Origin of the sequence: Mesorhizobium sp. B2-4-6 (assembly GCF_006442775.1) — a bacterium.
Lineage (GTDB): Bacteria > Pseudomonadota > Alphaproteobacteria > Rhizobiales > Rhizobiaceae > Mesorhizobium.
Map to the genome: position 1 here is coordinate 1 of NZ_VFVI01000009.1, position 20,513 is coordinate 20,513.

At 61.9% G+C, this 20,513-nt stretch carries 18 protein-coding genes and 1 pseudogene; 7 read left to right on the top strand and 12 right to left on the bottom strand.

Translation table 11 applies throughout. The features are described from left to right. Window positions 1–193: 193 nt before the first annotated feature. Together FJ957_RS21320 and FJ957_RS21325 are read right to left on the bottom strand one after the other, a co-directional pair. Complete coding sequence (locus FJ957_RS21320) at window positions 194–673, bottom strand: MaoC family dehydratase (protein ID WP_140834823.1); 480 nt, start codon at window positions 671–673, stop codon at window positions 194–196. Then, window positions 670–1,686, bottom strand: a complete 1,017-nt coding sequence (locus FJ957_RS21325; protein ID WP_140834824.1) for an aldo/keto reductase — start codon at window positions 1,684–1,686, stop codon at window positions 670–672. Before FJ957_RS21325 ends, FJ957_RS21320 begins: the two co-directional genes overlap by 4 nt. A 161-nt stretch (window positions 1,687–1,847) precedes the next feature. Here FJ957_RS21325 and FJ957_RS21330 point away from each other — a divergent pair, with 161 nt between their 5' ends. The 4 genes from FJ957_RS21330 to FJ957_RS21345 are packed head-to-tail and all read left to right on the top strand — an operon-like array spanning window position 1,848 to window position 5,815. Further along, window positions 1,848–2,993 (top strand): acyl-CoA dehydrogenase family protein, encoded by a 1,146-nt coding sequence (locus FJ957_RS21330; RefSeq protein WP_140834825.1) that lies wholly within the window; start codon window positions 1,848–1,850, stop codon window positions 2,991–2,993. Beyond that, window positions 2,990–3,769 (top strand): 3-ketoacyl-ACP reductase, encoded by a 780-nt coding sequence (locus FJ957_RS21335; protein WP_140834826.1) that lies wholly within the window; start codon window positions 2,990–2,992, stop codon window positions 3,767–3,769. The genes FJ957_RS21330 and FJ957_RS21335 overlap by 4 nt, the downstream gene beginning before the upstream one ends. Window positions 3,770–3,797: 28 nt before the next feature. Next, window positions 3,798–4,955 carry a dihydrodipicolinate synthase family protein gene (locus tag FJ957_RS21340; protein ID WP_140834827.1) on the top strand — a complete coding sequence of 386 codons (1,158 nt, stop codon included), beginning with the start codon at window positions 3,798–3,800 and terminating at the stop codon, window positions 4,953–4,955. Continuing rightward, window positions 4,955–5,815, top strand: coding sequence for a sugar phosphate isomerase/epimerase family protein (locus FJ957_RS21345; RefSeq protein WP_140834828.1), 861 nt, complete (start codon window positions 4,955–4,957; stop codon window positions 5,813–5,815). The genes FJ957_RS21340 and FJ957_RS21345 overlap by 1 nt, the downstream gene beginning before the upstream one ends. A gap of 122 nt (window positions 5,816–5,937) precedes the next feature. On the opposite strand, the gene FJ957_RS21350 is transcribed toward FJ957_RS21345, so the two are convergent. Both FJ957_RS21350 and FJ957_RS32080 read right to left on the bottom strand, forming a co-directional pair. Further along, a complete protein-coding gene (locus FJ957_RS21350; RefSeq protein ID WP_210243252.1) occupies window positions 5,938–6,708 on the bottom strand; it encodes an enoyl-CoA hydratase/isomerase family protein in 771 nt (256 codons plus the stop codon). After that, window positions 6,705–8,276 (bottom strand): acyl CoA:acetate/3-ketoacid CoA transferase, encoded by a 1,572-nt coding sequence (locus tag FJ957_RS32080; protein ID WP_246685924.1) that lies wholly within the window; start codon window positions 8,274–8,276, stop codon window positions 6,705–6,707. Before FJ957_RS32080 ends, FJ957_RS21350 begins: the two co-directional genes overlap by 4 nt. 112 nt (window positions 8,277–8,388) lie before the next feature. On the opposite strand from FJ957_RS32080, the gene FJ957_RS21360 reads away from it, so the two are divergent. Beyond that, window positions 8,389–9,210 (top strand): aldo/keto reductase, encoded by an 822-nt coding sequence (locus tag FJ957_RS21360; protein WP_140834831.1) that lies wholly within the window; start codon window positions 8,389–8,391, stop codon window positions 9,208–9,210. Between the two features lie 46 nt (window positions 9,211–9,256). Here the strand turns inward: FJ957_RS21360 and FJ957_RS21365 are convergent, their stop codons facing one another. The 7 genes from FJ957_RS21365 to FJ957_RS21395 all read right to left on the bottom strand — a co-directional run bounded on the left by FJ957_RS21365 (window position 9,257) and on the right by FJ957_RS21395 (window position 18,077). Beyond that, entirely contained in the window at window positions 9,257–10,861 is a 1,605-nt protein-coding gene (locus tag FJ957_RS21365; protein ID WP_140834832.1) for a GMC family oxidoreductase N-terminal domain-containing protein, read from the bottom strand. Beyond that, window positions 10,861–12,357, bottom strand: a complete 1,497-nt coding sequence (locus tag FJ957_RS21370; protein WP_140834833.1) for an aldehyde dehydrogenase family protein — start codon at window positions 12,355–12,357, stop codon at window positions 10,861–10,863. Before FJ957_RS21370 ends, FJ957_RS21365 begins: the two co-directional genes overlap by 1 nt. Window positions 12,358–12,423: 66 nt before the next feature. Next, the gene (locus FJ957_RS21375) at window positions 12,424–13,455 is read right to left on the bottom strand and encodes an alcohol dehydrogenase catalytic domain-containing protein (protein ID WP_140834834.1); all 1,032 of its coding nucleotides are present in this window, start codon (window positions 13,453–13,455) and stop codon (window positions 12,424–12,426) included. A gap of 8 nt (window positions 13,456–13,463) precedes the next feature. Further along, a complete protein-coding gene (locus FJ957_RS21380) occupies window positions 13,464–14,405 on the bottom strand; it encodes an ABC transporter permease (RefSeq protein WP_140643808.1) in 942 nt (313 codons plus the stop codon). Window positions 14,406–14,413: 8 nt separating this feature from the next. Beyond that, window positions 14,414–15,919 (bottom strand): sugar ABC transporter ATP-binding protein, encoded by a 1,506-nt coding sequence (locus FJ957_RS21385; protein WP_140834835.1) that lies wholly within the window; start codon window positions 15,917–15,919, stop codon window positions 14,414–14,416. A gap of 7 nt (window positions 15,920–15,926) precedes the next feature. Next, window positions 15,927–16,892, bottom strand: coding sequence for an ABC transporter permease (locus tag FJ957_RS21390; RefSeq protein WP_140834836.1), 966 nt, complete (start codon window positions 16,890–16,892; stop codon window positions 15,927–15,929). Window positions 16,893–16,967: 75 nt separating this feature from the next. Continuing rightward, entirely contained in the window at window positions 16,968–18,077 is a 1,110-nt protein-coding gene (locus FJ957_RS21395; RefSeq protein ID WP_140834837.1) for a sugar ABC transporter substrate-binding protein, read from the bottom strand. A 190-nt stretch (window positions 18,078–18,267) separates the two neighbouring features. Between FJ957_RS21395 and FJ957_RS21400 the strand changes: the two genes are divergently transcribed. After that, a complete protein-coding gene (locus FJ957_RS21400; RefSeq protein ID WP_140834838.1) occupies window positions 18,268–18,978 on the top strand; it encodes a TetR/AcrR family transcriptional regulator in 711 nt (236 codons plus the stop codon). 305 nt (window positions 18,979–19,283) lie between these two features. Then, window positions 19,284–19,415 (top strand): annotated as a pseudogene (locus FJ957_RS21405) (IS256 family transposase); the annotation flags it as partial. Window positions 19,416–20,018: 603 nt separating this feature from the next. Here FJ957_RS21405 and FJ957_RS21415 read toward each other — a convergent pair. Further along, window positions 20,019–20,405: an ectoine synthase gene (locus FJ957_RS21415; RefSeq protein WP_140834840.1), complete on the bottom strand. Its 387-nt coding sequence runs from the start codon at window positions 20,403–20,405 to the stop codon at window positions 20,019–20,021. Window positions 20,406–20,513: the final 108 nt, after the last annotated feature.

Below are 20,513 nucleotides of genomic sequence, written 5' to 3' on the forward strand. Positions count from 1 at the left end.
TCTGCAAGGCGTGGGTCTCACAACCGGAACGTTTCAAACTCAATCCGCTCCAGCAAATGCCGGGACCAAACAACTAGTCTGGGAAAATTTCAGCGAACGGCAGCTTCACGTCTCCATGCCGGCACAGAGTTAAGCTTCGTCGTGCCTGAAGGCAGACAGCGGGCCAGCACCTTTGACGCGCAGGGTCGGGCTCTCAAGTTTTATCTCGCCGATAAACCATCAACTGGTTGTCGCCCTCCTGCACGATCCGTCCCCACTGATTGCGAACGACGAAACGCAGGCGAAGGATCGCGCGGGCCGGATCGCGTGTGGTCCGCTTGTCGGCGACCGCTACCTCGGCGCGGATGGCATCGCCGGCGAGCAGCGGGGCCGAAAACCGCCACGTCCAGCCGAGCGACGCTACCGCCCTGAACCGGGCGACGGCATTGTTCTTCAGTCCATCGACAAGAGACAGCACGAGCAAGCCATGAGCTACACGGGCCGGGAAGCCATGCCGCCGCGCCGCCTCGTCGCTCATATGGATTTCGAACCGGTCACCGGTTATTTCCGCGAATGCCTCGATGACAGTTGCCGTTACTTCTCGGGAAGGCGTTTCGAAATGGTCGCCGATCTCCACGTCTTCGTAGCTCAACCCGAAACCTGTGAGCGATTTCCCCTTGGGCTCGACACTCATGCCGGCACCGGAGCATCCTCTCGCAACAGTCCCTTCTTCTTCAGGTCCCTCCAGAAATCGCCCGGGATAGAGTAGCTGAACCAGGAGAGATTCTGCTCGAGTTGCTGGACGGTGCGGGTGCCAGCGCAGAAGGAGGGGATGGCCGGATGCGCTACCACGAACTGCAAGGCGGCGGCCGGCAGCGGCACGCCGTGTGCGCGGCAGACCTCTTCGATTTTCGCGACTTTTTCAACGATGTGGCTTGGCGCGGGTGAGTAGTTGTACTTGGCGCCGGGAACGGCACCCGTGGCCAGAATGCCGGAATTGAATCCCCCGCCGACGAGCACCGCCGCGCCACGTTCGACGCAAAGTGGAAGAAAAGCGTCCAGGGCCTGCTGTTCGAGAAGCGTATAGCGACCTGCCAGCAGGAAGCAGTCGAAGTCGCGCTGCTTCAGGGCTTCGTGGCAAACCTCCCATTCGTTAACGCCAACGCCGATCGCCTTTATAAGGCCTTCCGAACGCAGCTTCTCCAGCGCCTTCCAGCAGCCATCCATCGCCTGCCGGAAGACCTCCGGCTGCTCGTCCCCGCGGGTGAACCGATCGATGTCGTGGATAAAAAGCATGTCGATGCGTTCGAGGGCCAAGCGCTGCAGCGAATCCTCGAACGACCGCATGGTGCCGTCGTAGGAGTAGTCGAAATTCATGGTGTTCGGCGCGGCGTTCGACCACGGCGCGAAGTCGATCTGCGAGCGCTTTGCCGGTTTCAGCATCCGGCCCACCTTGCTGGCGAGGACGAACTCGTCGCGCTTCTTCCACCGAAGCGAATGCCCGGTTCGCAGTTCCGAGAGGCCGTGGCCGTACATCGGCGCGGTGTCGTAGAAGCGCACGCCCGCATCCCATGCGGTCTGGATCATGGCGTCCGCGGTCTGCTCCTCTATGGGCTGAAGGAAATTTCCGATCGGAGCGGTTCCGAACGCGAAGGCCGTAACCTCGAGCCCGGACCGGCCGAATACACGCTTGCCAGACGGCTTCATGGTATCCTCCATTAGTAACCATCTGGTTATTTATATTTAAGTTCACGCGGCGCCGCAAGCACTTGATAGCGGCAACGCCTCGCGATGCAAAAATCCGCCGCTTGACGTCGGCGGCGATTCCGGCATAGTAGTAACTAGATAGTTACATACGGAGGTCGACCGTGCCGCTGAGCGAAACGCAGCAGCAGGTGCGCGAGATGGCGCGCCAATTTGCCGAGGATGTCATTCGTCCGGTTGCCGAGGCGCTCGATCGGGATGAGCGCTTTCCCGGCGAGATATATGAGCAGATGGGTGAGCTCGGTCTCTTCGGGATAGGCGTCCCGGAGGCCATGGGCGGCCCCGGCTTCGACACGCTTACCTATGCGCTGGTGATGGAGGAACTGTCGCGCGGCTATGCGTCCGTCGCCGATCAATGCGGCCTCGTCGAACTGATCAGCACCTTGCTTGTTCAGCATGGCACCGAGGCGCAGCGGCAGCAGTGGCTGGGGCCTGCGATGCGCGCCGAGAAGAAGGCTGCCTACTGCATCACCGAGCCTGAAGCCGGCACCGATGTTTCCGGGATACGCACCACCGCAAGGCGCGACGGAGACGGGTGGCGACTGAACGGCGGCAAGATCTGGATCCACAACGCGCCGGTCGCCGACGTCGGTTTCGTGCTGGCGCGCACCGACAAGCGTGCGGGCCATCGCGGCATGTCGATCTTCATCGTCGATCTGCATGCCAAGGGAATAGAGCGCGGGCCGAAGGAACATAAGATGGGTCAGCGGGCCAGCCAGGTCGGCGCGCTCAATTTCAACGATGTCGTCCTGGGTCCTGAAGCGCTGCTGGGCGAAGAAGGTCGCGGCTTCCACATGATGATGAGCGTGCTGGACAAGGGGCGTGTCGGCATTGCCTCGCTGGCCGTCGGCATTGCCCAGGCCGGGCTTGAGGCCGCGGTCGACTATGCGCAGCAGCGGCGCCAGTTCGGCAAGGCGATCGCCGATTTTCAGGGCGTGCAGTGGCTGCTTGCCGACATGGCAAAGGACATCGAGGCGGCCCGTCTGCTCGTTCGCAGCGCCGCCGAGAAGATCGATGCAGGGGAGAATGCAACCAAGGCCTGCTCGATCGCCAAATGTTTCGCGGGAGACATAGCCGTGGCGCGCACTGCCGATGCCGTGCAGGTCTTCGGCGGCTCCGGCTACATACGCGGCTTCGAGGTCGAGCGCCTCTATCGGGATGCCAAGATCACGCAGATCTATGAAGGCACCAACCAGATCCAGCGTATGATCATCGCCCGCGAACTCCTCAAGCATGGAGCCCGGGCGTGACCGTCGGATCGCGTCATGCGGCTTTCGTCACCGGATCGAGCCGCGGCATCGGGCTCGCGGCTGCGTTGGAGCTCGCCCGGCGCGGATTCGGCGTGGCGCTCAACGGTCCGGCCGATGATGAGGAACTGAAATCCGCCGAAGCTGCTGTCGCTGCCCTCGGCGTTCCGGTCGCGCGTGTCGCAGGCGACGTCGCCGATCTGGGCGGCCACGAGAGTATGCTCGTCGCGGCCGAGGCCGTCATCGGGCCACTGTCGACGCTGATCAACAATGCCGGCGTGTCGGTCATCTCGCGCGGCGACCCGCTCGACGTGACGGAGGAGAGCTATGAGCGCTGCCAGGCAGTCAACACGAAGGCGCAGTTCTTCCTGTCACAGCGCTGGGCCAGGCGGCTGCTTGCCCGCAAGCGCGATGACGGTCGCTTCTACAGCCTGATCAACGTGTCCTCCTCCAATGCCACGGCGGTGGCGGAGCCGCGCGCCGAATATTGCGTGTCCAAGGCCGGATCCGCGATGGTCAGCCAGATCTTCGCCGTTCGCCTTGGTCGCGAAAACATCGCCGTCTACGACATCAGGCCTGGTCTGATCGAAACGGCCATGACCAGGGCGGTCAGCGAGACTTACCAGCGCCGCATCGACGAAGGGCTGACATTGATCCGCCGCCTCGGCAAACCGGAGGATGTCGGTCGCGTCATGGCCACGCTCGCCACAGGCGAGCTGCCATATACAACCGGCCATGTCATTGCCGTCGATGCGGGCATGCTGGTGCCGCGGTTCTGACGGCGGCGCAACGCCAGGGGAGAACGCTATGATCATCCAGCTGCCGGATAGCATGGGCAGACTTTCCGACTACCGGCTTCAGGGCAAAACGATTCCGGCCGCGCGATTGCCGCCCGATGCGCTACGTACCGTGCTGTCGGCGGCCCATGTCGTGGCGGATCCTTTCAGCGCCAGCGATCCCGGCGGCAGCCCAGCCGTCGACTGGAAGACAACGATGGCATTCAGGCGTCACCTTCACGGGCTCGGCCTCGGCATCGCCGAAGCAATGGACACCGCGCAGCGTGGCATGGGCCTCGACTGGCCTTCGGCATTGGAACTCATCCGCAGGACCAGGAGCGAGCTGCCCGATGCGCTCGTCTTCAACGGCGCCGGCACCGATCAGCTCGGACCGACCGATGCACGTTCGCTCGACGATGTCCGCCGAGCCTATTTCGAGCAGATCGAGGCCATCCAGAAGGTTGGCGGCAGATTGATCGTCATGGCCAGCCGGGCCCTGGCGGCCGTGGCGCGTTCGCCGGACGACTATGTTTCGGTCTATGGCGACGTGCTCGCGCGCTGCGACAGGCCGGTGATCCTTCACTGGCTTGGAGAGATGTTCGATCCGGCCCTCAAGGGTTATTGGGGAGCCGACCGCTTCGAGGACGCGCTCGAGACGGTCTTGGCGATTATCGGAAACAACACCGCCAGGGTCGACGGCATCAAGATTTCGCTCCTCGACAAGGAGAAGGAAATCGCGATGCGCCGCCGGCTGCCCGCCGGCGTGAAGATGTTTACCGGCGACGACTTCAATTATCCGGAGCTGATCGCGGGCGACGAACAGGGATTCTCGCATGCCCTTCTCGGCATCTTCGACCCTTTGGCGCCGGCCGCCGCCTACGCCATCGATCGGCTCGGCCGGGGCGATATCCAAGGCTTCCACGCCACGCTGGATCCGACCTTGCCGCTCGCGCGCCTGATCTTTCGAGCGCCCACGCAATATTACAAGACAGGGGTCGTGTTCCTAGCCTGGCTGAACGGGTTCCAGGATCATTTCATCATGCTCGCGGGCGCCCAGTCGATGCGGCCGCTGCCCTATTTCGTGGAGGTGTTCAAGCTGGCCGACGGGTGCGGCCTGCTTGGAGATCCGGAACTGGCGGCCGCACGCATGCGCAAGCTGCTAGCTCTTTATGTTCTCCATTTAGGATGATGCGCGATTTTGCGAAGGATCATTCCGGGCTGGCGCTGAACACAGCGACGCTCGGCCATAATCTGGACGGGCGCGGGGCGGGCTGGTCGGTCGAGCGTGTGATCGAAGCCTGTGCCGAACGAGGGTTCGGCGGCATTGTCTTCTGGCGTCGCGAAATCGGCGGCCGTGCCGTCGAGATCGGCGAGCGGGTTCGCGCGGCCGGCCTGAGTGTCGTCGGCCTGTGCCGCGCGCCTTACCTCACCGGCCCGCTGGCGCTGTCCGGCCGCGCGGCGATCATGGACGATTTCCGCGCCGCGATCGACATGGCCGCCGGTCTCGGCGCGCCTGTCCTGACCATCGTTTGCGGCGGGGTCGAGCCGGGAACGAAAGGCATCGGCGAGAGCCTCAAGCTGGTCGCGGATCGTGTCGCCGAAGCCGCGGCCTACGCGGCGGCCAGCAACGTTCGCCTGGCTCTCGAGCCGCTGCATCCGGTTTATGGTGGCGACCGCTCCTGCCTGGTGACGATGCGCGACGCGGTCGATCTTTGCCTTGCCATTCACGCACCCAATGTTGGCGTCGCCGTCGACGTCTATCACGTCTGGTGGGATCGCGCGCTGGCCGGCGAGCTGCTGCGGGCCGGGCCGAAACGCATTTTCGGCTATCACCTATGCGATTGGCTGGCGCAGACACGAGACGTGCTGCTCGACCGCGGCATGATGGGAGACGGCGTGGCCGACCTGAAGGCGATCCGCGCGGCGGTGGAAGCGGTCGGCTACGACGGACCGTGCGAGGTGGAGGTGTTCTCGGCGCAGAATTGGTGGAAGCGTGACCCCGGGGACGTGCTGGACGCCTGCGTGGAGCGTTTCCGCTCCGTTTGTTGAAGACAGAGGCGAGGCAGCCGGGGCAGTACTCGCAGCCATGCGGGATCCCAGGTTCGAGGGACTCTTGAGCGGTCAGCCACCCTGCGAAACAGACTGCTACCGCGTTCAGATCTGTCCCGGGATCAATCTCTCGACCGGAGGCCCTTTTCCCGGAAGGCAGCCAAGCCCGCCCGAAGGTCGTCGCTGCCGGCGGCGATACGTCCGGCAAACGCATCCAGAACACGCTCCCGTTCCTCGCCTTCGGCAGCGTTGATGAGCATCTTGGCAAGCTCCGTGGCGGTAGCGGACCTGCCTGCAACGATGGCGGCAAGGTCCTCGGCCGCCGCGAGGCCGCTCCCCTTGTCGACCACCTTGTCGACAAGCGACAGTCTCAAGGCCTCGTCGGCGGAATAGACCTCGCCGAAGAGCGACATGCGCCGGACCAATTGGGGGCCGAAACGGCGAGCCGTGCGCTGGGTGCCCGACCAGCCGGGTATGATCCCGAGGCTGGTTTCAGGCAGGCCGATACGGGCGTGGCCTTCTGCAATCCGATAGTCGGCGCAGGCCGCCAGTTCCAGGCCTCCGCCGAGGCAGTGTCCGTTCAGGACGGCAATGACCGGCTGCGAAAGCCTGGCGAGAGCGTCTAAGCCGGCGTGGCCATCGCGGATCCAGTGGCGTGCGAACTCCGCTGGACCGAGGGCGCTCCAGGCGGCGACATCGCCGCCCGCGCAGAATGACTTGTCGCCCTCGCCGGTCAGGATCAGCACCTTCGCCCCGGAACGCTCCACCGCCCTGCACAGCGGCACGAGCGCATCGACCATTGCGGCATCGAGCGCATTGAGCTTCTCCGCCCGGCGGATGGTCATACGCGCGACCGCTCCGTCGAAGCTGAGGTCGAGACGGGGATCGCTCACAGCCGCAACCCGATCGGCTGGTCGAGGAACAACGCCGCGTCCATCAGCTTCAGTGCCGGCGAGACCGCGAGAGGAGCCGCCGCCTGCCGCAGGATGTCGCGTTCCAGGTCGAGCCCGGGGGCTATTTCGGTGACGACCAAGCCGTCGGCCGCCAGCCGGATGACGCATCTTTCCGTCACATAGGTGACGTCCTGGCCCTGGCTGCGGGCGCGCGCCCCCGAGAAGCTGACCTGATCCACCTTCGGCACGATCTTGGCGACCTTGCCTTCCTTGTCGATGACCAGATTTCCGTTTTCCAGCCGCATTTTCGCGCCTGCATTGAAATTGCCCGAGAACACGATCTTACGCGCCCGCGAGGTGATGTCCACGAAGCCTCCGGCGCCGGCTGTGCGGTGCGGCGTCGACGAAAGCCGCGAGACATTCACGGACCCGTCGGATCCGATCTCGAGAAACGACAGCAGGGAACAGTCAAAGCTGCCGGCCTGGAAGTATGTGAAAAGGTGGGGGGAAGCGACGAAGGCCTCTGCGTTGGAGGCGCAGCCGAATTTGAAATCGAGCAGCGGCACGCCGCCCACCGGACCTTGTTCTATCACCCAGGTGACTGCACCGTGCAGGCCCTCCTCGATCAGGATGCGAGGCACGTTGGCGGAGATGCCGAAGCCGATGTTGACGGCCCAGCCCGCTCGAAGCTCCTGCGCGACCCGGCGTGCGATGACCTTGGAGACATTGTATTCAGGCGTACGGAATGTGCGCAGGGGCCGGAACAGTTCGCCCGATATGGCTGGATCGTATGCGGTTCCCGTGGTCTGCAGTTGATCCGGAGCTTCGACAATGAAGTCCACCAGGATTCCGGGGACCCGCACCTCATGCGGCCGCAGCGTACCTTGAGCCGCGACCCGCTTGACCTGGGCGATGACGATGCCGCCGCAATTGCGCGCCGCAAGCGCCATCTCCATCGCACCGAGAGTTGCCCCTTCCTGCTCGAAGGTAAGATTTCCCTTCTCGTCCGCCGTCGTCGCCCGGATGATCGCCACGTCCGGCTTGAGGGGTGGGAAGTGGAGCCATGTCTCGCCGTTGAACTCCACACGCTGCACGATCGGTGACTTCCGTGCCGCGTCGTTCATGGCCCCGCCTTCGAGTGCCGGATCGACAAAGGTGTCCATGCCTACCTTGGTCAACACACCCGGTCGGTGCGCCGCGCCCTCGCGCAGCATGTCGAATACGACGCCTGAGGGGAAATTCCAGGCCGCCACCTCGCCAGCGAGAATGCGCTGCCAGATCAGCGGTGGCTCGGCATTGGTAGGCCCCGATGGATATGAGCCGCCGATGATGCGGCTGATCAAGCCCGGCAGGGCGATGTGGTCGACGCCCTTGGTGCCGAACATGTCGCCCGCGGCAATCGGATGGATGGTGGTGATATTGCGCGGCGCTCCTTCGGCCGCGAAACGTTTGCCGAGCGCTTCAAGCACGGCGTCCGGGCAAAGGAGACCGGATGACGAATTGACCGCTACCACCGCTCCGTCTCCTATCGCGGCGACGGCCTGCGCTGCGGACCTGACCTTGCTCACGTTTCCTCTCCATAAGGCTTGGCAATAAGTAACTAGATAGTTATATCTTTTATAACCGTCTGCCGCGTTCAAAGCAAGCTCCGCGCCGACGGCAACCAGTGGGAGGATTTCGATGAACATCATGTTCCAGAAGACGAACCAGCGGATGTTTGGAACTTTCCCTCTTAAGGGGGATACGCTCCGTGCGGCGATCGAGGCTGCGATCGATGCAGGTTACCGCGCCTTCGACACGGCCCAGGCTTATGGCAATGAAGCCGATACAGGTCTGGCCCTGGCCGAGAGCGGCATAGCTCGGGACGAGCTCTGCATCACGACAAAGGTCACCGTGGAGAACTTCTCGCAAGAGCGGTTCATGTCATCCGTCGAACAGTCTTTGCGGGATCTGAAGTTGGATCGTGTCGACATCCTGCTTCTTCACTGGCCGACGCCAGGAGGCGACATCAAGCTCTCACTTGAACTGCTTCGGGAGGCGCAGGAACGGGGTTTCGCCAGCACCATCGGAGTTTCGAACTACACAGCGGCGATGATGCGGCAGGCGAGGCAGATCACCGGCGTGCCGCTCGTAACAAATCAGGTTGAATTCCATCCGCTTCTTGACCAGCGCAAGCTGCTGGCGGCCGCGAGTGAAACGGGCATCCCTCTATCGTCCTACTGCTCGGTCGCGCGCGGCGAGGTTTTCAAGCATCCGCTTTTCGCCGATATCGGCGCCACATACGGCAAGTCGGCCGCCCAGGTCGTGCTGCGCTGGATCCTGCAGAAGGGTTTGCCGATCAACACGATGTCCACCAAGCCAGACAACATCCGCGCGAATTTCGACGTGATGGACTTCACCTTGTCGAGTATCGACATGGGCCGCATCGACGCCATGAATGCCGTCGGTTACCGCGTTGTTGGGAAGCGGCTGATCCCTTATGCACCGGATTTCGACGCCTGAGCGCGCGAACAGGGAGAGCGAGCAGATCCGAGGTGACTGGCAAATGCTAGCGGTTGCCTCGGATCAGGTCCGACGCATGCTCGCCGATCATGATTGTCGCTGCATTGGTGTTTGAGCCGACCAAGGACGGCATTGCCGAGCTATCGCAGATGCGGATGCCATCCAACCCGTGCACTCGCAGTTGAGGGTCGACCACGGACATCGCATCCTTCCCCATCTTGCAGGTGCAAGTCGGGTGATACGAGGTCCGACCGTAGCGCCGTGCATAGGCTTCGTAATCCGATTGCGAGCGCACGGCGGAATCCGGGAAGCGGAGCTCCCTGATGAATTTGCGCAGCGAAGGCTGATTGAATATCTCCCGGCTGATCTTGATGCCTTCGACCGACACTCTCAGATCGTCGGGCTCCGCGAGGAAATTGGGGTCGACGATTGGATTGTCGCGTGGATCCGGCGAGCGGAGCGTCACGCTCCCGCGCGATTTCGGGCGCAGCGTATAGCTGTTCAATGTGATGCCGGACGATCCTTTCGGAACCGACGGCACGCCTGCCTCCGCGCCGGCTCCCGCCAGGAAATGGAACTGCAGATCAGGAACCGTACCCATATGGTTCCCCGAGGAATGCCAGAAGGCGCCGCCCTCGACCACGTTTGACGTTATCGGCCCGGTCCTGAACAGCGTGTATTGGATGCCGGCCCACAGCATCCAGTGGGTCTTGTTGTATTTGTCGAGTGAATCGTGGCCTTTCAGCTCGGCCACGATGTCGATGCCGAAATGATCCTGAAGGTTTTGCCCGACACTCGGCAGATCCTGGATCGCTTCGATGCCATGGTGACGAAGGTGATCGGCAGGGCCGACGCCTGACAGCATCATCAGCTTCGGCGTGCCTATCGCCCCGGAGGTGACCAGCACTTCGCTGTCGGCGTTTATGACCTTCAGCGAGCCGCCGACCGAGCATTCGACGCCAACGGCCCGGCGGCCCTTGAAGACGACGCGATGGACCAGCGCCCCTGTGATCAGCGTCAGGTTTGGGCGTGTCAGGGCAGGCTTGAGGTAGCCCACGGCAGCCGAGCAGCGGCGGTTGTTGCGCGTCGTGATCTGGTAGATGCCGGTGCCTTCCTGCTTCGCACCGTTGAAGTCTGGATTATAGGGCAGCCCGTATTCCTGGCAGCTCTGGACGAATGCGCGCGAGACCACGTTCGGATCGGGTATGTTCGACACCCCGAGAGGTCCGTCGGTGCCGTGGAGCTTGCCGGAGAGTATGCTGTTGCCCTCGGAACGGAGGAAATATTTCCGGACGTCCTTGAACGCCCAGCCGTCCGCGCCTTCCTCGTTCGCCCAGCGGTCGTAATCGGTCTCGTGCCCGCGGGTATAGACCTCGGCATTGATGGACGAACCGCCGCCGAGAACCTTCGCCTGGGCATAAAGAATTTCCCGGTTGTCGGCATGCTTCTGCGGCGCCGTCACCAGCCCCCAGGTGAGCGGCCCCGTGGTCATCTTGGCGAAGCCGACCGGCATATGGATGTAGGGATGGCTGTCCTTGCCGCCGGCCTCGATGATACAGACCCTTACAGCCGGATTCTCGGACAGGCGCGCGGCAAGCACGCAACCCGAAGAGCCTGCGCCGACGATCACATAGTCGAAACCTGTCGTCATCACTTGATCCAGTGCGCACGCTTGCCGACCTCGATGTGGACGGACTTCACCTGTGTGTATTCCTCCACGCCGTACATTCCGGCCTCTCTTCCCCATCCGGACTGCTTGAACCCGCCGAGCGGCATCTCTGGCCCTCCGGCCATGATCGTGTTCACCCAGAACCGGCCGGCGCGCACGCGCCGCGTCACCACCAGTGCCTTGTCTATGGTCTTTGTCCACACGCTGGCAGCCAGGCCATACACCGTATCGTTCGCGAGACTGATGGCCTCCTCGACCGTGTCGAAATGGAAGGACGACAGGACGGGCCCGAAGATTTCGTCGCGAGCAATCGACATCCCGGGTGTGACCCCCGAAAACAACGTTGGCGCGATATACTGGCCGCCGCCAAGATCCAGGGCCTGCCCGCCGGCGACAAGCGTCGCCCCTTCGGCCTTGCCCTTGTCGATATAGCTCAGGATGGTTGAATTCTGCGCATCGGTGGTGATGGCTCCGACCTGCGTCTTCGTCTGCAGCGGATCGCCAACGACTATCTTGGCCATCTTGGCGGCAAGGATTTCCTCAAACTCGCGAGCGACCGAGCGCTCCACGATGACGCGGCTCGACGACACGCAGCACTGGCCCGTGTTGAAGCTTATGCCGAAAGCCGCGCCGTCCGCCGCATCCTTGAGGTCGCTGTCCGCGAAGACAATGATCGGATTCTTGCCGCCCAGCTCCAGGCCGAGCTTCTTGAAGTTCGAGTCGGCAGCCGCATGGACGCATGAGCGTCCGACGGATGTCGATCCGGTAAAAGACAGCATGTCGACATCGGGATGCTCGCTCAAAGCCTGACCAATCGTCCGGCCCGATCCGGTGACGACGTTATAGACGCCGTCCGGCGCGCCGGCTTCGGAAAGGATTTCGCCAAGCAAAAGCGTCGTCGCGGACGTGACCTCGGAAGGCTTGACGACCACGGTGCAGCCGCTGGCGAGGATGAACGGAACGCGTTCGCAAAGGATCAGGAATGGGAAGTTCCATGGTGTGATGAGCCCGACCACGCCGACCGGCTCGCGCAGCACCATGCCGAAAAGGCCGTCGCCGAGACTGTTGAAACTGTCGCCGTGCAACAGCCTTGCGGCGCCCGCGCCGACCTCGAAACCGGCGATGCAGTGATCGATCTCGCCGCGCGCCTGGGAGATCGGCTTGCCGTTCTCGAGGACTTCCCAATAGGCGATTTCATCACGGCGGCGGCGCAGAATGTCGGCCGTCCTCAGCAGCACGCCGGCCCGGTCGGCCCCTGGCAGTCCGGCCCACCGGCGGTCCTCGAATGCGCGGCGCGCCGCGGCGACGGCGGCATTGAGGTCGTCCACCGTGCATTTGGGCGTAAGCGTCACCGGCACGCCGTGGCCCGGCGACCGGCGCTCGAACATGGCGCCGCCTTTGCGCCAGCATCCGTCCGACCAGAAACCAAATTCGCGCGGTGCATCCGGGAGGGCTGCGCGGTCAGTGAAATCGAGCATGGAATGCCTCCGTTCTGGCTGCGCGCCGGCCGTCCGCGATCCGTTGCGGGCGGAACGCGCCGGCGCCTAGTTCAATACGATTTGCGTCTTGAGATCCTGGGGCCGCTCGGTCAGGGTCTCGAAGGCGCGCTGGATGTCATCGAGCGGGAAAGTCGCGCGTGTGAACGCCTCGGTCCGAAAGCGGCCGTGCGACAAAAGTGTCAGCGCATCGTGCATGTCTCCTCCCATGCCGGCGACCGAGCCCTTCAAACTGTTCTCCTCTAGGATGGTGCGCAGGATATCGACCGGCACCGTGTCGTGCGGCCCGGTAAGGCCGAAGAAAGCGACATGGCCGCCCTTGCGGATGAGCTCGAAGGCGAGCGCATAGAGCCGTGCGGAGCCGACACTCTCGATCACCAGGTCCGCCCCCCGTCCACCGGTCCTTTTCAAGACCTCTGCCTTAAGCAGGGCAGGATCGGCAACGGCTGCATCCGCACCGGCTTCAAGGGCGAGACGGCAACGGTCTTCCGACAGGTCGGCGACAATGATTGGGGCGGTGCCGCACAATCGCATCATCTGGACATGGAGATTGCCGATCGGTCCTGCTCCGAGGATCACGACCGACTGGCCGAAACTCGCGCGCGCCTTGCGCGCGGCGCGCACCACGCAAGACACTGGCTCCGTCAGGGCAAGCACCTGAACCGGCACATCGTCCGGCGCCTCTATGACGAGCCGCGCCGGCACGCAGACATATTCGGCGAACGCGCCGTCGCGCCCGATGCCCACCTGCGTCATCGAGGGGCAGTTGAGGATCTCGTTGCGGCGGCACCAATAGCACTCGCCACAGCCGATATTGACGTCCGCGACGCAGGTCGTACCTGGCTTGATATGCTTCACACGCTCGCCCGTCGCAGCGACGGTCCCGGCAAACTCGTGGCCAGGCACCAGCGGCAGCCGGTCGGCGGCATAGTGACCGTTGAAGATATGGATGTCGGTGCCGCATATACCGGTCCGCGAGACGCGGATCAAGGCGTCGTCGGGGCCAATCTCCGGTATGGCGATCTCACGCAGGTCGAAACGGTGCGGAGCTGTCAGAACGGCCGCGCGCATTGTTGCCATGGCGTGTCTCACTTCACGGTGCGAAGTTTGGAGCGGTCGATGGTCAAAGCGATCGCGACGATCAGCACTAGACCAAAGACCATTTGCTGCTGCGTCGCGGCGATGCCGAAATAGAGCATCGAGGCACGGATGACCGCCACGATCAGCGTGCCGATCGCGGTGTTGAGTACACCGCCGACGCCGCCCGTCAGCGGCGTCCCGCCGACAAGCACCGCGACGATGGCCGGCAGAAGGAAGCCGTTGGCAATCGTCGGCGCGCCGCCCGACAGCTTGACGGAAAAGAGCAGCCCAGCCACTGCGGCCAGCGCTCCCGATATGGCAAAGGCGAGGATCTTGTAGCGGGCGACGTTGAGGCCGGACGCGGCCGCGGCCAGTTCGCCGGCGCCCACGGCCTTCAGCGCCCTGCCGAGGATGGTGCGCCGTTCTATGATCAGGCAGATTGCCAGCAGGCCGAGCGCGATGAAGAGCTCGTGCGGCACGATGCCGGTTCGACCGATCATCCAGCCGAAGGTTTCGTTGCGCTGTGTTGCGTCCATGTTCAGGGCTCGATTGCCAGACAGCCATTGCGCCACCGAGAAGCACACGCCGCCGACGGCCAGCGTCGAAATGAAGGAGGGAACGTACATGCGGGTGGTCAGGTAGCCGGAGAGGGTGCCCAGCGCGAAGCCTGCAAGGATGCACAGCGCGGCAACCCATATGCCCAGCGACGCCAGATAGACCGAGGCAACCACGGTGATCATGTTCGCCATCGACTGTGCCGACAGGTCGATGCCGCCGATGTAGATCGCGAAGGTCAGTCCCAGCGCCATGATGAACAGCGGCACGATATCGCCTGCAAGGCTCAGCAGATTGGCCGGCTTCAGGAAGCTCGGATCGGCGATGCCGACGATCGTGACCAGGACCAGAAGGGTGATCCAGGGGAAGTGTGGCTTGAGGCGTTGGATGTCCATGCGGCCTCTCAGATCATGTAGTGCAGAAGGTCGTAGAGCGTCGGCTTGGAGCCGGGAACGCAGTCGAAGCGCTTCTGGATCTCACCGTCCTTTATGACGACGATGGTGTGGGAAAGACCGATCGCCTCCTCGAGCGTGTCGGCGACGAGGATGACGCCGACCCCATCGTCGCACATCTCCCTGATCATATCGTACACATCCTCTTTGGCGCCGATATCCAGGCCTCGGGTCGGATGGTCGAGAAGCATGATATCGGAGCCGCCCGACCGCCATTTGGCGAGCACGACCTTCTGCTGGTTGCCTCCGGACAGGTTGCCGCAATCGGCGTATTCTGAACTTGCCTTGATGGAGAGCTTGCTGATCCATGTCCTGGCAAGGGCACGCTCGTCGGCCACGTCGAGCCAACCCATCCGAGCGTAGCGCGGCATTTGCGATAGCGTCATATTCTCGTAGACATTCATGCCGGCCACGATCCCTTCGACCTTGCGCTCGCGCGGTACATAGCCGACGCCCCGTTCCACCGCAGCGCGAGCCGTCAGCCTGGGGATGATCTCGCCTTTGACCTTCAGAGTGCCCTTGATGGGCGCGCGCATGCCGTAAATGGTTCGAAGGATCGCTTCGCGGCCGGAACCCTCGGTGCCGACCAGGCACAGCACCTCGCCGGCATGCAGCGTCAGCGAGATGTCGCGGACCCGTCCGGGCAGGCTGACATCCGACAGCTCGACCAGAGGCTTCGTTGCGTCGTAGGGCTTTTGCCGCTGCTCACGATAATATTCCTTGTCGACGTGGCGGCCGACCATCTTGTGCTGAATCGCCACCGGCGTCGCCGCGCCGCGCGAGACGACGTCAACCACCTGACCGTCCTTCATCACGTAGATGCGGTCCGAGAGCTCCATCACCTCGTCCATGCGATGGGACACGAAGATGAATGAAGCGCGCGCCGTCAGCTCCCGCACGAGCTTGAACAACAGCTTTACCTCTTCCTCCGCCAGCACCGAGGTCGGCTCGTCGAGCAGGACGACCAGATGACCCTGCACCCGTTCCTCCAGGGTCAGCACCTTGGCCAGTTCCACAAGCTGCCGCTGCGCGAAGGAAAGACTTGAGGTGACCGCGCGCGGGTCAATATCTAGCTTGACCTTGGCGAGCTGCTTCCTGGCGGCTTTAGCCATTGCCTTCCAGTTGACCATGCCCAAGCGCGAAAACTGGTCTTCGTAGCCCAGGAAGATATTCTCCATCACCGACAGGTTGGTGATCAGCGATTGCTCCTGGAACACCATGCCGATGCCCCTTTCCATGGCATCGCGGGGGCCGCTGAACCGCACAGGCTTGCCATCGATGAGGATTTCGCCGCCATCGGGCTGATAGGCGCCGTAAATCACCTTCATGAGCGTGGATTTGCCGGCGCCATTTTCGCCCACCAGCCCGACGATCTCACCGCGACTGATGGAGAAGTCGACGGATTTCAGCGCCCTGACGCCCGGAAACTTCTTTTCGACGGCTCTCAATTCATACATGGCGCCCTCACTTGACGAACGCGACCGAGCGCCGGTCCGTCGACAGGATGACCGCGATGATGACGAGCAGTCCGAGAACGGCGGCCTGCAGGAAGTCGGGCAGACCGATGACCACCATGCCGTTGTTGATCACCGCGACAATAAGGACGCCGACGAGCGTGTTCCACACTCCACCTACGCCGCCCCACAGCGCCACGCCGCCAACCACGACTGAAGTGATCGACATGAACATGAAATTGGACCCCGTGACCGATTCTGCTTGGCCGAGCTTCGCCACCTGCAGGATCGCGGCTATCGCGTAGAAGAAGCCGGCAAGCGAAAACCCCGCCATCCTCACCTGCCGCACCCGCACGCCCGAGGCATGGGCGAGTTCCTCGCCGCCGCCGACCGCGTAGAAATAGCGTCCAAGGCGGGTATGGGCCTGGATGAACCAGGCGAGAACGAGACACAGGCCCGCGACATAAACCATCAAGGGAAACCCCAGGATGCGCCAGGTCAGCAAGGCGCGGAACGTCGGGTCGTTAAATTTGACGATGTCGCCGCCAGTCAGCAGGATGGCGGCGCCCGTGCCAACGAAACCGAGCGCGAGACTGGCCATGAAGGATGGTATCTTCAGCTTGACGTGAACGAGGCCATTCACAAGGCCGATCGCGGCGCCGACGGCCAAGATGACCGGTATCGCTATCCAGCCGCCCGACGCGAGCGTTCCGCCGAACGCCAGCATCAGGAAGCAGAACAGGACCGCCGTCAGCGAAACGACGCCCTCCATCGAGAGGTCGATGGACCCCATGACGATGATGAAGGTCACGCCGACCGCCACCATGAGCGCGGGCGTAGCCGCGATCGCGATGCGCGCGAAGTTGCGCTGCGACAGGAACGAAGGGTTTATCGCCGTAAACAGCACTATGAGCGCGAGAAGCACCAGGAAAGGTGCCCAGCGGATCGCGTTCTCGCGCGTGAGGATACGTGGCAACTTCGGCCTCCCGTCCAAGCGTGCCGTTGTGGAAGGGAGCGGCCCTGAAAAAGGGCCGCCCGATCGAGCTTCGTATTACTTGTACTTAATCTGCCCGTTGCCCGGACCCCAGAAGTCCTTCCAGTTGTAGGACGGAACGGTATCGAGATATTTGGCCTTGAAGTCCGCGGCATCCTTTTTGGAGATGAGGATCGTCGGGCCGTAGAATTCGCGGTGTTCCTTCGGCTCTTCGGAGGGTTTGAAGGCGCCGGTCGCTGCATAGTAAGCGAGCGCCGCCGTGATGCCGCCGCCCCAGTGCGGATTGGTGAAGACCGTCGCCAGGAGCTTGCCGTCCATGACGAGCTTCACCGCCTCCGGATTTCCGTCATAGGCCACTATCGGCATATTCTCGATGCCTTCGGCGCGTAGGGCCTCGATCACGCCATAGGCGATATTGTCATTTGCGCAGTGAACGCCGGTGATCTTGTCGCCGAAACGGGTCAGGAAAGACGCCATCAACTCCGTACCCTTGGTCGTGTCCCAATCGGCGGGCTGGGCATCGAGAAGCTCGATGTTGGGAAAATCTTTCAACGCGTTCTTCAAGCCATTGAGGCGTTCGATGGCCGGATTGTTGGCAGCAATGCCGCCCAGATGCACGACGCCACCCTTGCCTCCCATGGCCTCGAACAGGATACGCGCCGTCTGCTCGGCCGGCTTCTCGTCCGACCATGTCATGTGCGAGACGTAATTGTCGCCGATGTCCCAAGGATGCAGGTCGTCGGTCTTGTTCCAGATCGTGGAAATGTAGGCCCCGGCATCCCGCACCGCCTCGACCACGGGACGGGCGTTCGGGCTGTCGTTGGCATCGCAGGCGATTGCGCATTTGCCGTTGGTTTTGGCAAGAAACGCCTTGATGTCGGCCAGCGACTTTTCGGAGGAGCCCTCGTTGATCAGCGAGACGAGGGAATCCTTCGGTTTGCCGAGGGATTCCACGAAAGCCTCTCCACCCGACACGATCGAGTTCCAGTAAGCCGAGGCGCGGTCGCGGTAGGACCAGGCGATCGCCGGGTCAGTGAGAGCCGCCTGAGCGGCGCCGCCCAAGCCGAATGGCACGGCCATGGCTCCCATGCCGGCAGCCGTGGCGAGCAGGAAATTGCGCCGGTTGATGGTCTCGCGCTCGATGAAATCCTTGATGAAAGTCGACATGCTACCTCCCATTTGGCAACGACCCGCAGGCGCGGGCACCTATTGAGCAACGTCGAGAGCCTGGCCGTCCAAACTGCTCCCCTAGTCACTTAATGCACCATCTAGTTACTTCCTGAACGAGCGAGAGTCAAGCGCCTGCGCAATGCGCGGCCTGTTGACTTTCTCGAACAATTGAAATGACTTTCAGCGTATGATCGATCGTCGCCTACGCGCTGGAACCGGAATCAAGGGAGCGACCAAAGTGGACGCCACGTCCGAAAAATCAGGCAATGTCGCCAAGAAGAAGCGGCTTCGGGATGCCGAAGCGACCAAGCTTCGCATCCTGGAGGCAGCAAAGAGCGATTTCGCCAAGAATGGCCTCGGCGGCGCCCGCGTTGATGTTATCGCAGCGAAAGCCAAATCCAACAAACGTATGATTTATCATTATTTCGGCAGCAAGGACGGTCTCTTTCAGACGGTTGTGGAAAACGCCTATATGGACATCCGCACAGCCGAGCAGAAACTTCATCTCGACGACCTCGAACCCAGGGATGCCCTTGAACGCCTCGTGCGGTTTACATGGCAATATTATTTGAAGAATCCTGAGTTTATCACCTTGGTCAACAGCGAGAACCTTCACCGCGCAAAGCATGTGAAGAAGTCTGAGCTGATCAAGACCGCCAGCCGAAAATTCGTCGCCATGGTGTCAAGCATCCTTGAGAGGGGCGTGAGCAGCGGGGATTTTCGGGCCGGGATCGACCCTGTGCAGTTGAACATTACGATCGCCGCGATCGGATATTATTATCTGACGAACCGCTTCACAGGTTCAATTATCTTCGAGCGTGACCTGATGGACAAGAATGCCCTCAACGAGCGCCTAGAGTTCAATATAGACACCATTGTCCGACTTGTGAGTGCCTGACTTTTACGGGTAGTGCGGATTAAGGCCCGTGCGGTGGGGCCAAGGTTATTGTCAAAATGTATTGAGACGATTCACTGGCGCCCACATCTGGGGATGGAGGGCCGGGACGTGGCCGACTCAGGCTGGACGCGCTCGCTTCTGACCCAAGCACGACCTCACAGTTCCACGGCCAGATGTCAGCCGGTGCTCAACTCCCACGCGCGAAACGCTTCCTGGTGTGCCTCGCTGGTTATTGCCGGCAGCAATGCCGACTGCCCGGTGGAGGCCATGCAATGGTCGATCTCGTCGCCCAAAATGGCGAGAACGACGCCGCGATGAAGCTGCTATATTTCGTTCTTAACCACGCCGCCGAGGAATGGAAACGCGCCCCGCGCGAGTGGTTCGAGGCAAGGACACAATTCGCTGTCGTCTTCGGCGAAAGGTTCGTCAGTCAATAACGACAACCGGCCTCACGCACAAGATTCCTGATCCGGCGACCATACGGACAGACCTCACACACCTTATCGATTTCGCTCCAAAGGAAGGGCGCGTTGCCGCGATTTACAAGTTGAATGGTTGGATCGCGATAAAGGTAACCCTTCGAAAAATAGCGCTCGGACCATTGTTCTGGCCAGGCGTCAAGCAGCACATGTGAAACCTGCTCACGTTTCAGGGCGCGACGTGGAGGAATTGGTCCTGCCAGCAGGTTCGTAGTGCCAAATCGTTCAGCGTAACGAAGCAGGTACCGACAGATTTCTTGTTGAGTTGAGCTTTTGCGAACGTGATTTAGGAAGTCGAACGTGTCGGCAAGGCGCCGATGCCATCGAGCGGTTCCTCCCGTGACTGCGGTAACATTTGGCGACTTGGTTGAGATTGACGGCATCAATCGTCTCGCAGCACTGGACGAGCGATTGCTCGCCAACTGGTGGCGATAAGACAAGGCTGGTGGCGATGCTGTTCGACCCACCCAATTTGCTGTATTGGGCGAGTCGACCAACCATCTCGTTATGGCACCAAGGAAATGCTGAAGGCCCTGTGGTTACTGAGCGTCACTTTGCAGGTCAGTAGGCTGAGCCATCAGGATTTTTTAGGTCGTGGCGTTCGGTACCTTTGAGCGGTGGATTGAAAACACTGACCAGAATCAAATCTTCATTCTTGCCGCCGCGCAGATAGTGCCGGTCATGCTCGTTCAGCACATAGATGTCACCAGGCTTGATTGGGTAAATCGTTCCGTTCATATCTTCGACTTCGCCATGGCCCGCGATGCAGTAGCAGGCTTCCAAATGCTTGCGATATTGCAACAGCGCCTCGCTCCCCGCCTTCACCACTGTGTGGCAGACCCCAAAGCCCATGCCGTCAGATTCGACTAGCAACCGGTAGCTCTTACCGTTCCCCCAATCCACATCTCGCGCGGTGTCGCGCAAGTCATCAATTGATCGTACGAACATCATGCTCTCCTGTAACCCATAGTGTACAAGCACATCTCTGTACATCGGCGATTTATCATTGATTCTTCAGCGATAAAGACCAGTTTAATAAAGCGTGCTGCGCTAATT

Bases quoted from the DNA above. Each gene is read 5' to 3' on its own strand.
- FJ957_RS21320 (WP_140834823.1), bottom strand. From the start codon at position 673: ATGAGTGTCGAGCCCAAGGGGAAATCGCTCACAGGTTTCGGGTTGAGC.
- FJ957_RS21325 (WP_140834824.1), bottom strand. From the start codon at position 1,686: ATGAAGCCGTCTGGCAAGCGTGTATTCGGCCGGTCCGGGCTCGAGGTT.
- FJ957_RS21340 (WP_140834827.1), top strand. From the start codon at position 3,798: ATGATCATCCAGCTGCCGGATAGCATGGGCAGACTTTCCGACTACCGG.
- FJ957_RS21345 (WP_140834828.1), top strand. From the start codon at position 4,955: ATGCGCGATTTTGCGAAGGATCATTCCGGGCTGGCGCTGAACACAGCG.
- FJ957_RS21360 (WP_140834831.1), top strand. From the start codon at position 8,389: ATGAACATCATGTTCCAGAAGACGAACCAGCGGATGTTTGGAACTTTC.
- FJ957_RS21365 (WP_140834832.1), bottom strand. From the start codon at position 10,861: ATGACGACAGGTTTCGACTATGTGATCGTCGGCGCAGGCTCTTCGGGT.
- FJ957_RS21370 (WP_140834833.1), bottom strand. From the start codon at position 12,357: ATGCTCGATTTCACTGACCGCGCAGCCCTCCCGGATGCACCGCGCGAA.
- FJ957_RS21375 (WP_140834834.1), bottom strand. From the start codon at position 13,455: ATGGCAACAATGCGCGCGGCCGTTCTGACAGCTCCGCACCGTTTCGAC.
- FJ957_RS21380 (WP_140643808.1), bottom strand. From the start codon at position 14,405: ATGGACATCCAACGCCTCAAGCCACACTTCCCCTGGATCACCCTTCTG.
- FJ957_RS21385 (WP_140834835.1), bottom strand. From the start codon at position 15,919: ATGTATGAATTGAGAGCCGTCGAAAAGAAGTTTCCGGGCGTCAGGGCG.
- FJ957_RS21395 (WP_140834837.1), bottom strand. From the start codon at position 18,077: ATGTCGACTTTCATCAAGGATTTCATCGAGCGCGAGACCATCAACCGG.
- FJ957_RS21400 (WP_140834838.1), top strand. From the start codon at position 18,268: ATGATCGATCGTCGCCTACGCGCTGGAACCGGAATCAAGGGAGCGACC.
- FJ957_RS21415 (WP_140834840.1), bottom strand. From the start codon at position 20,405: ATGTTCGTACGATCAATTGATGACTTGCGCGACACCGCGCGAGATGTG.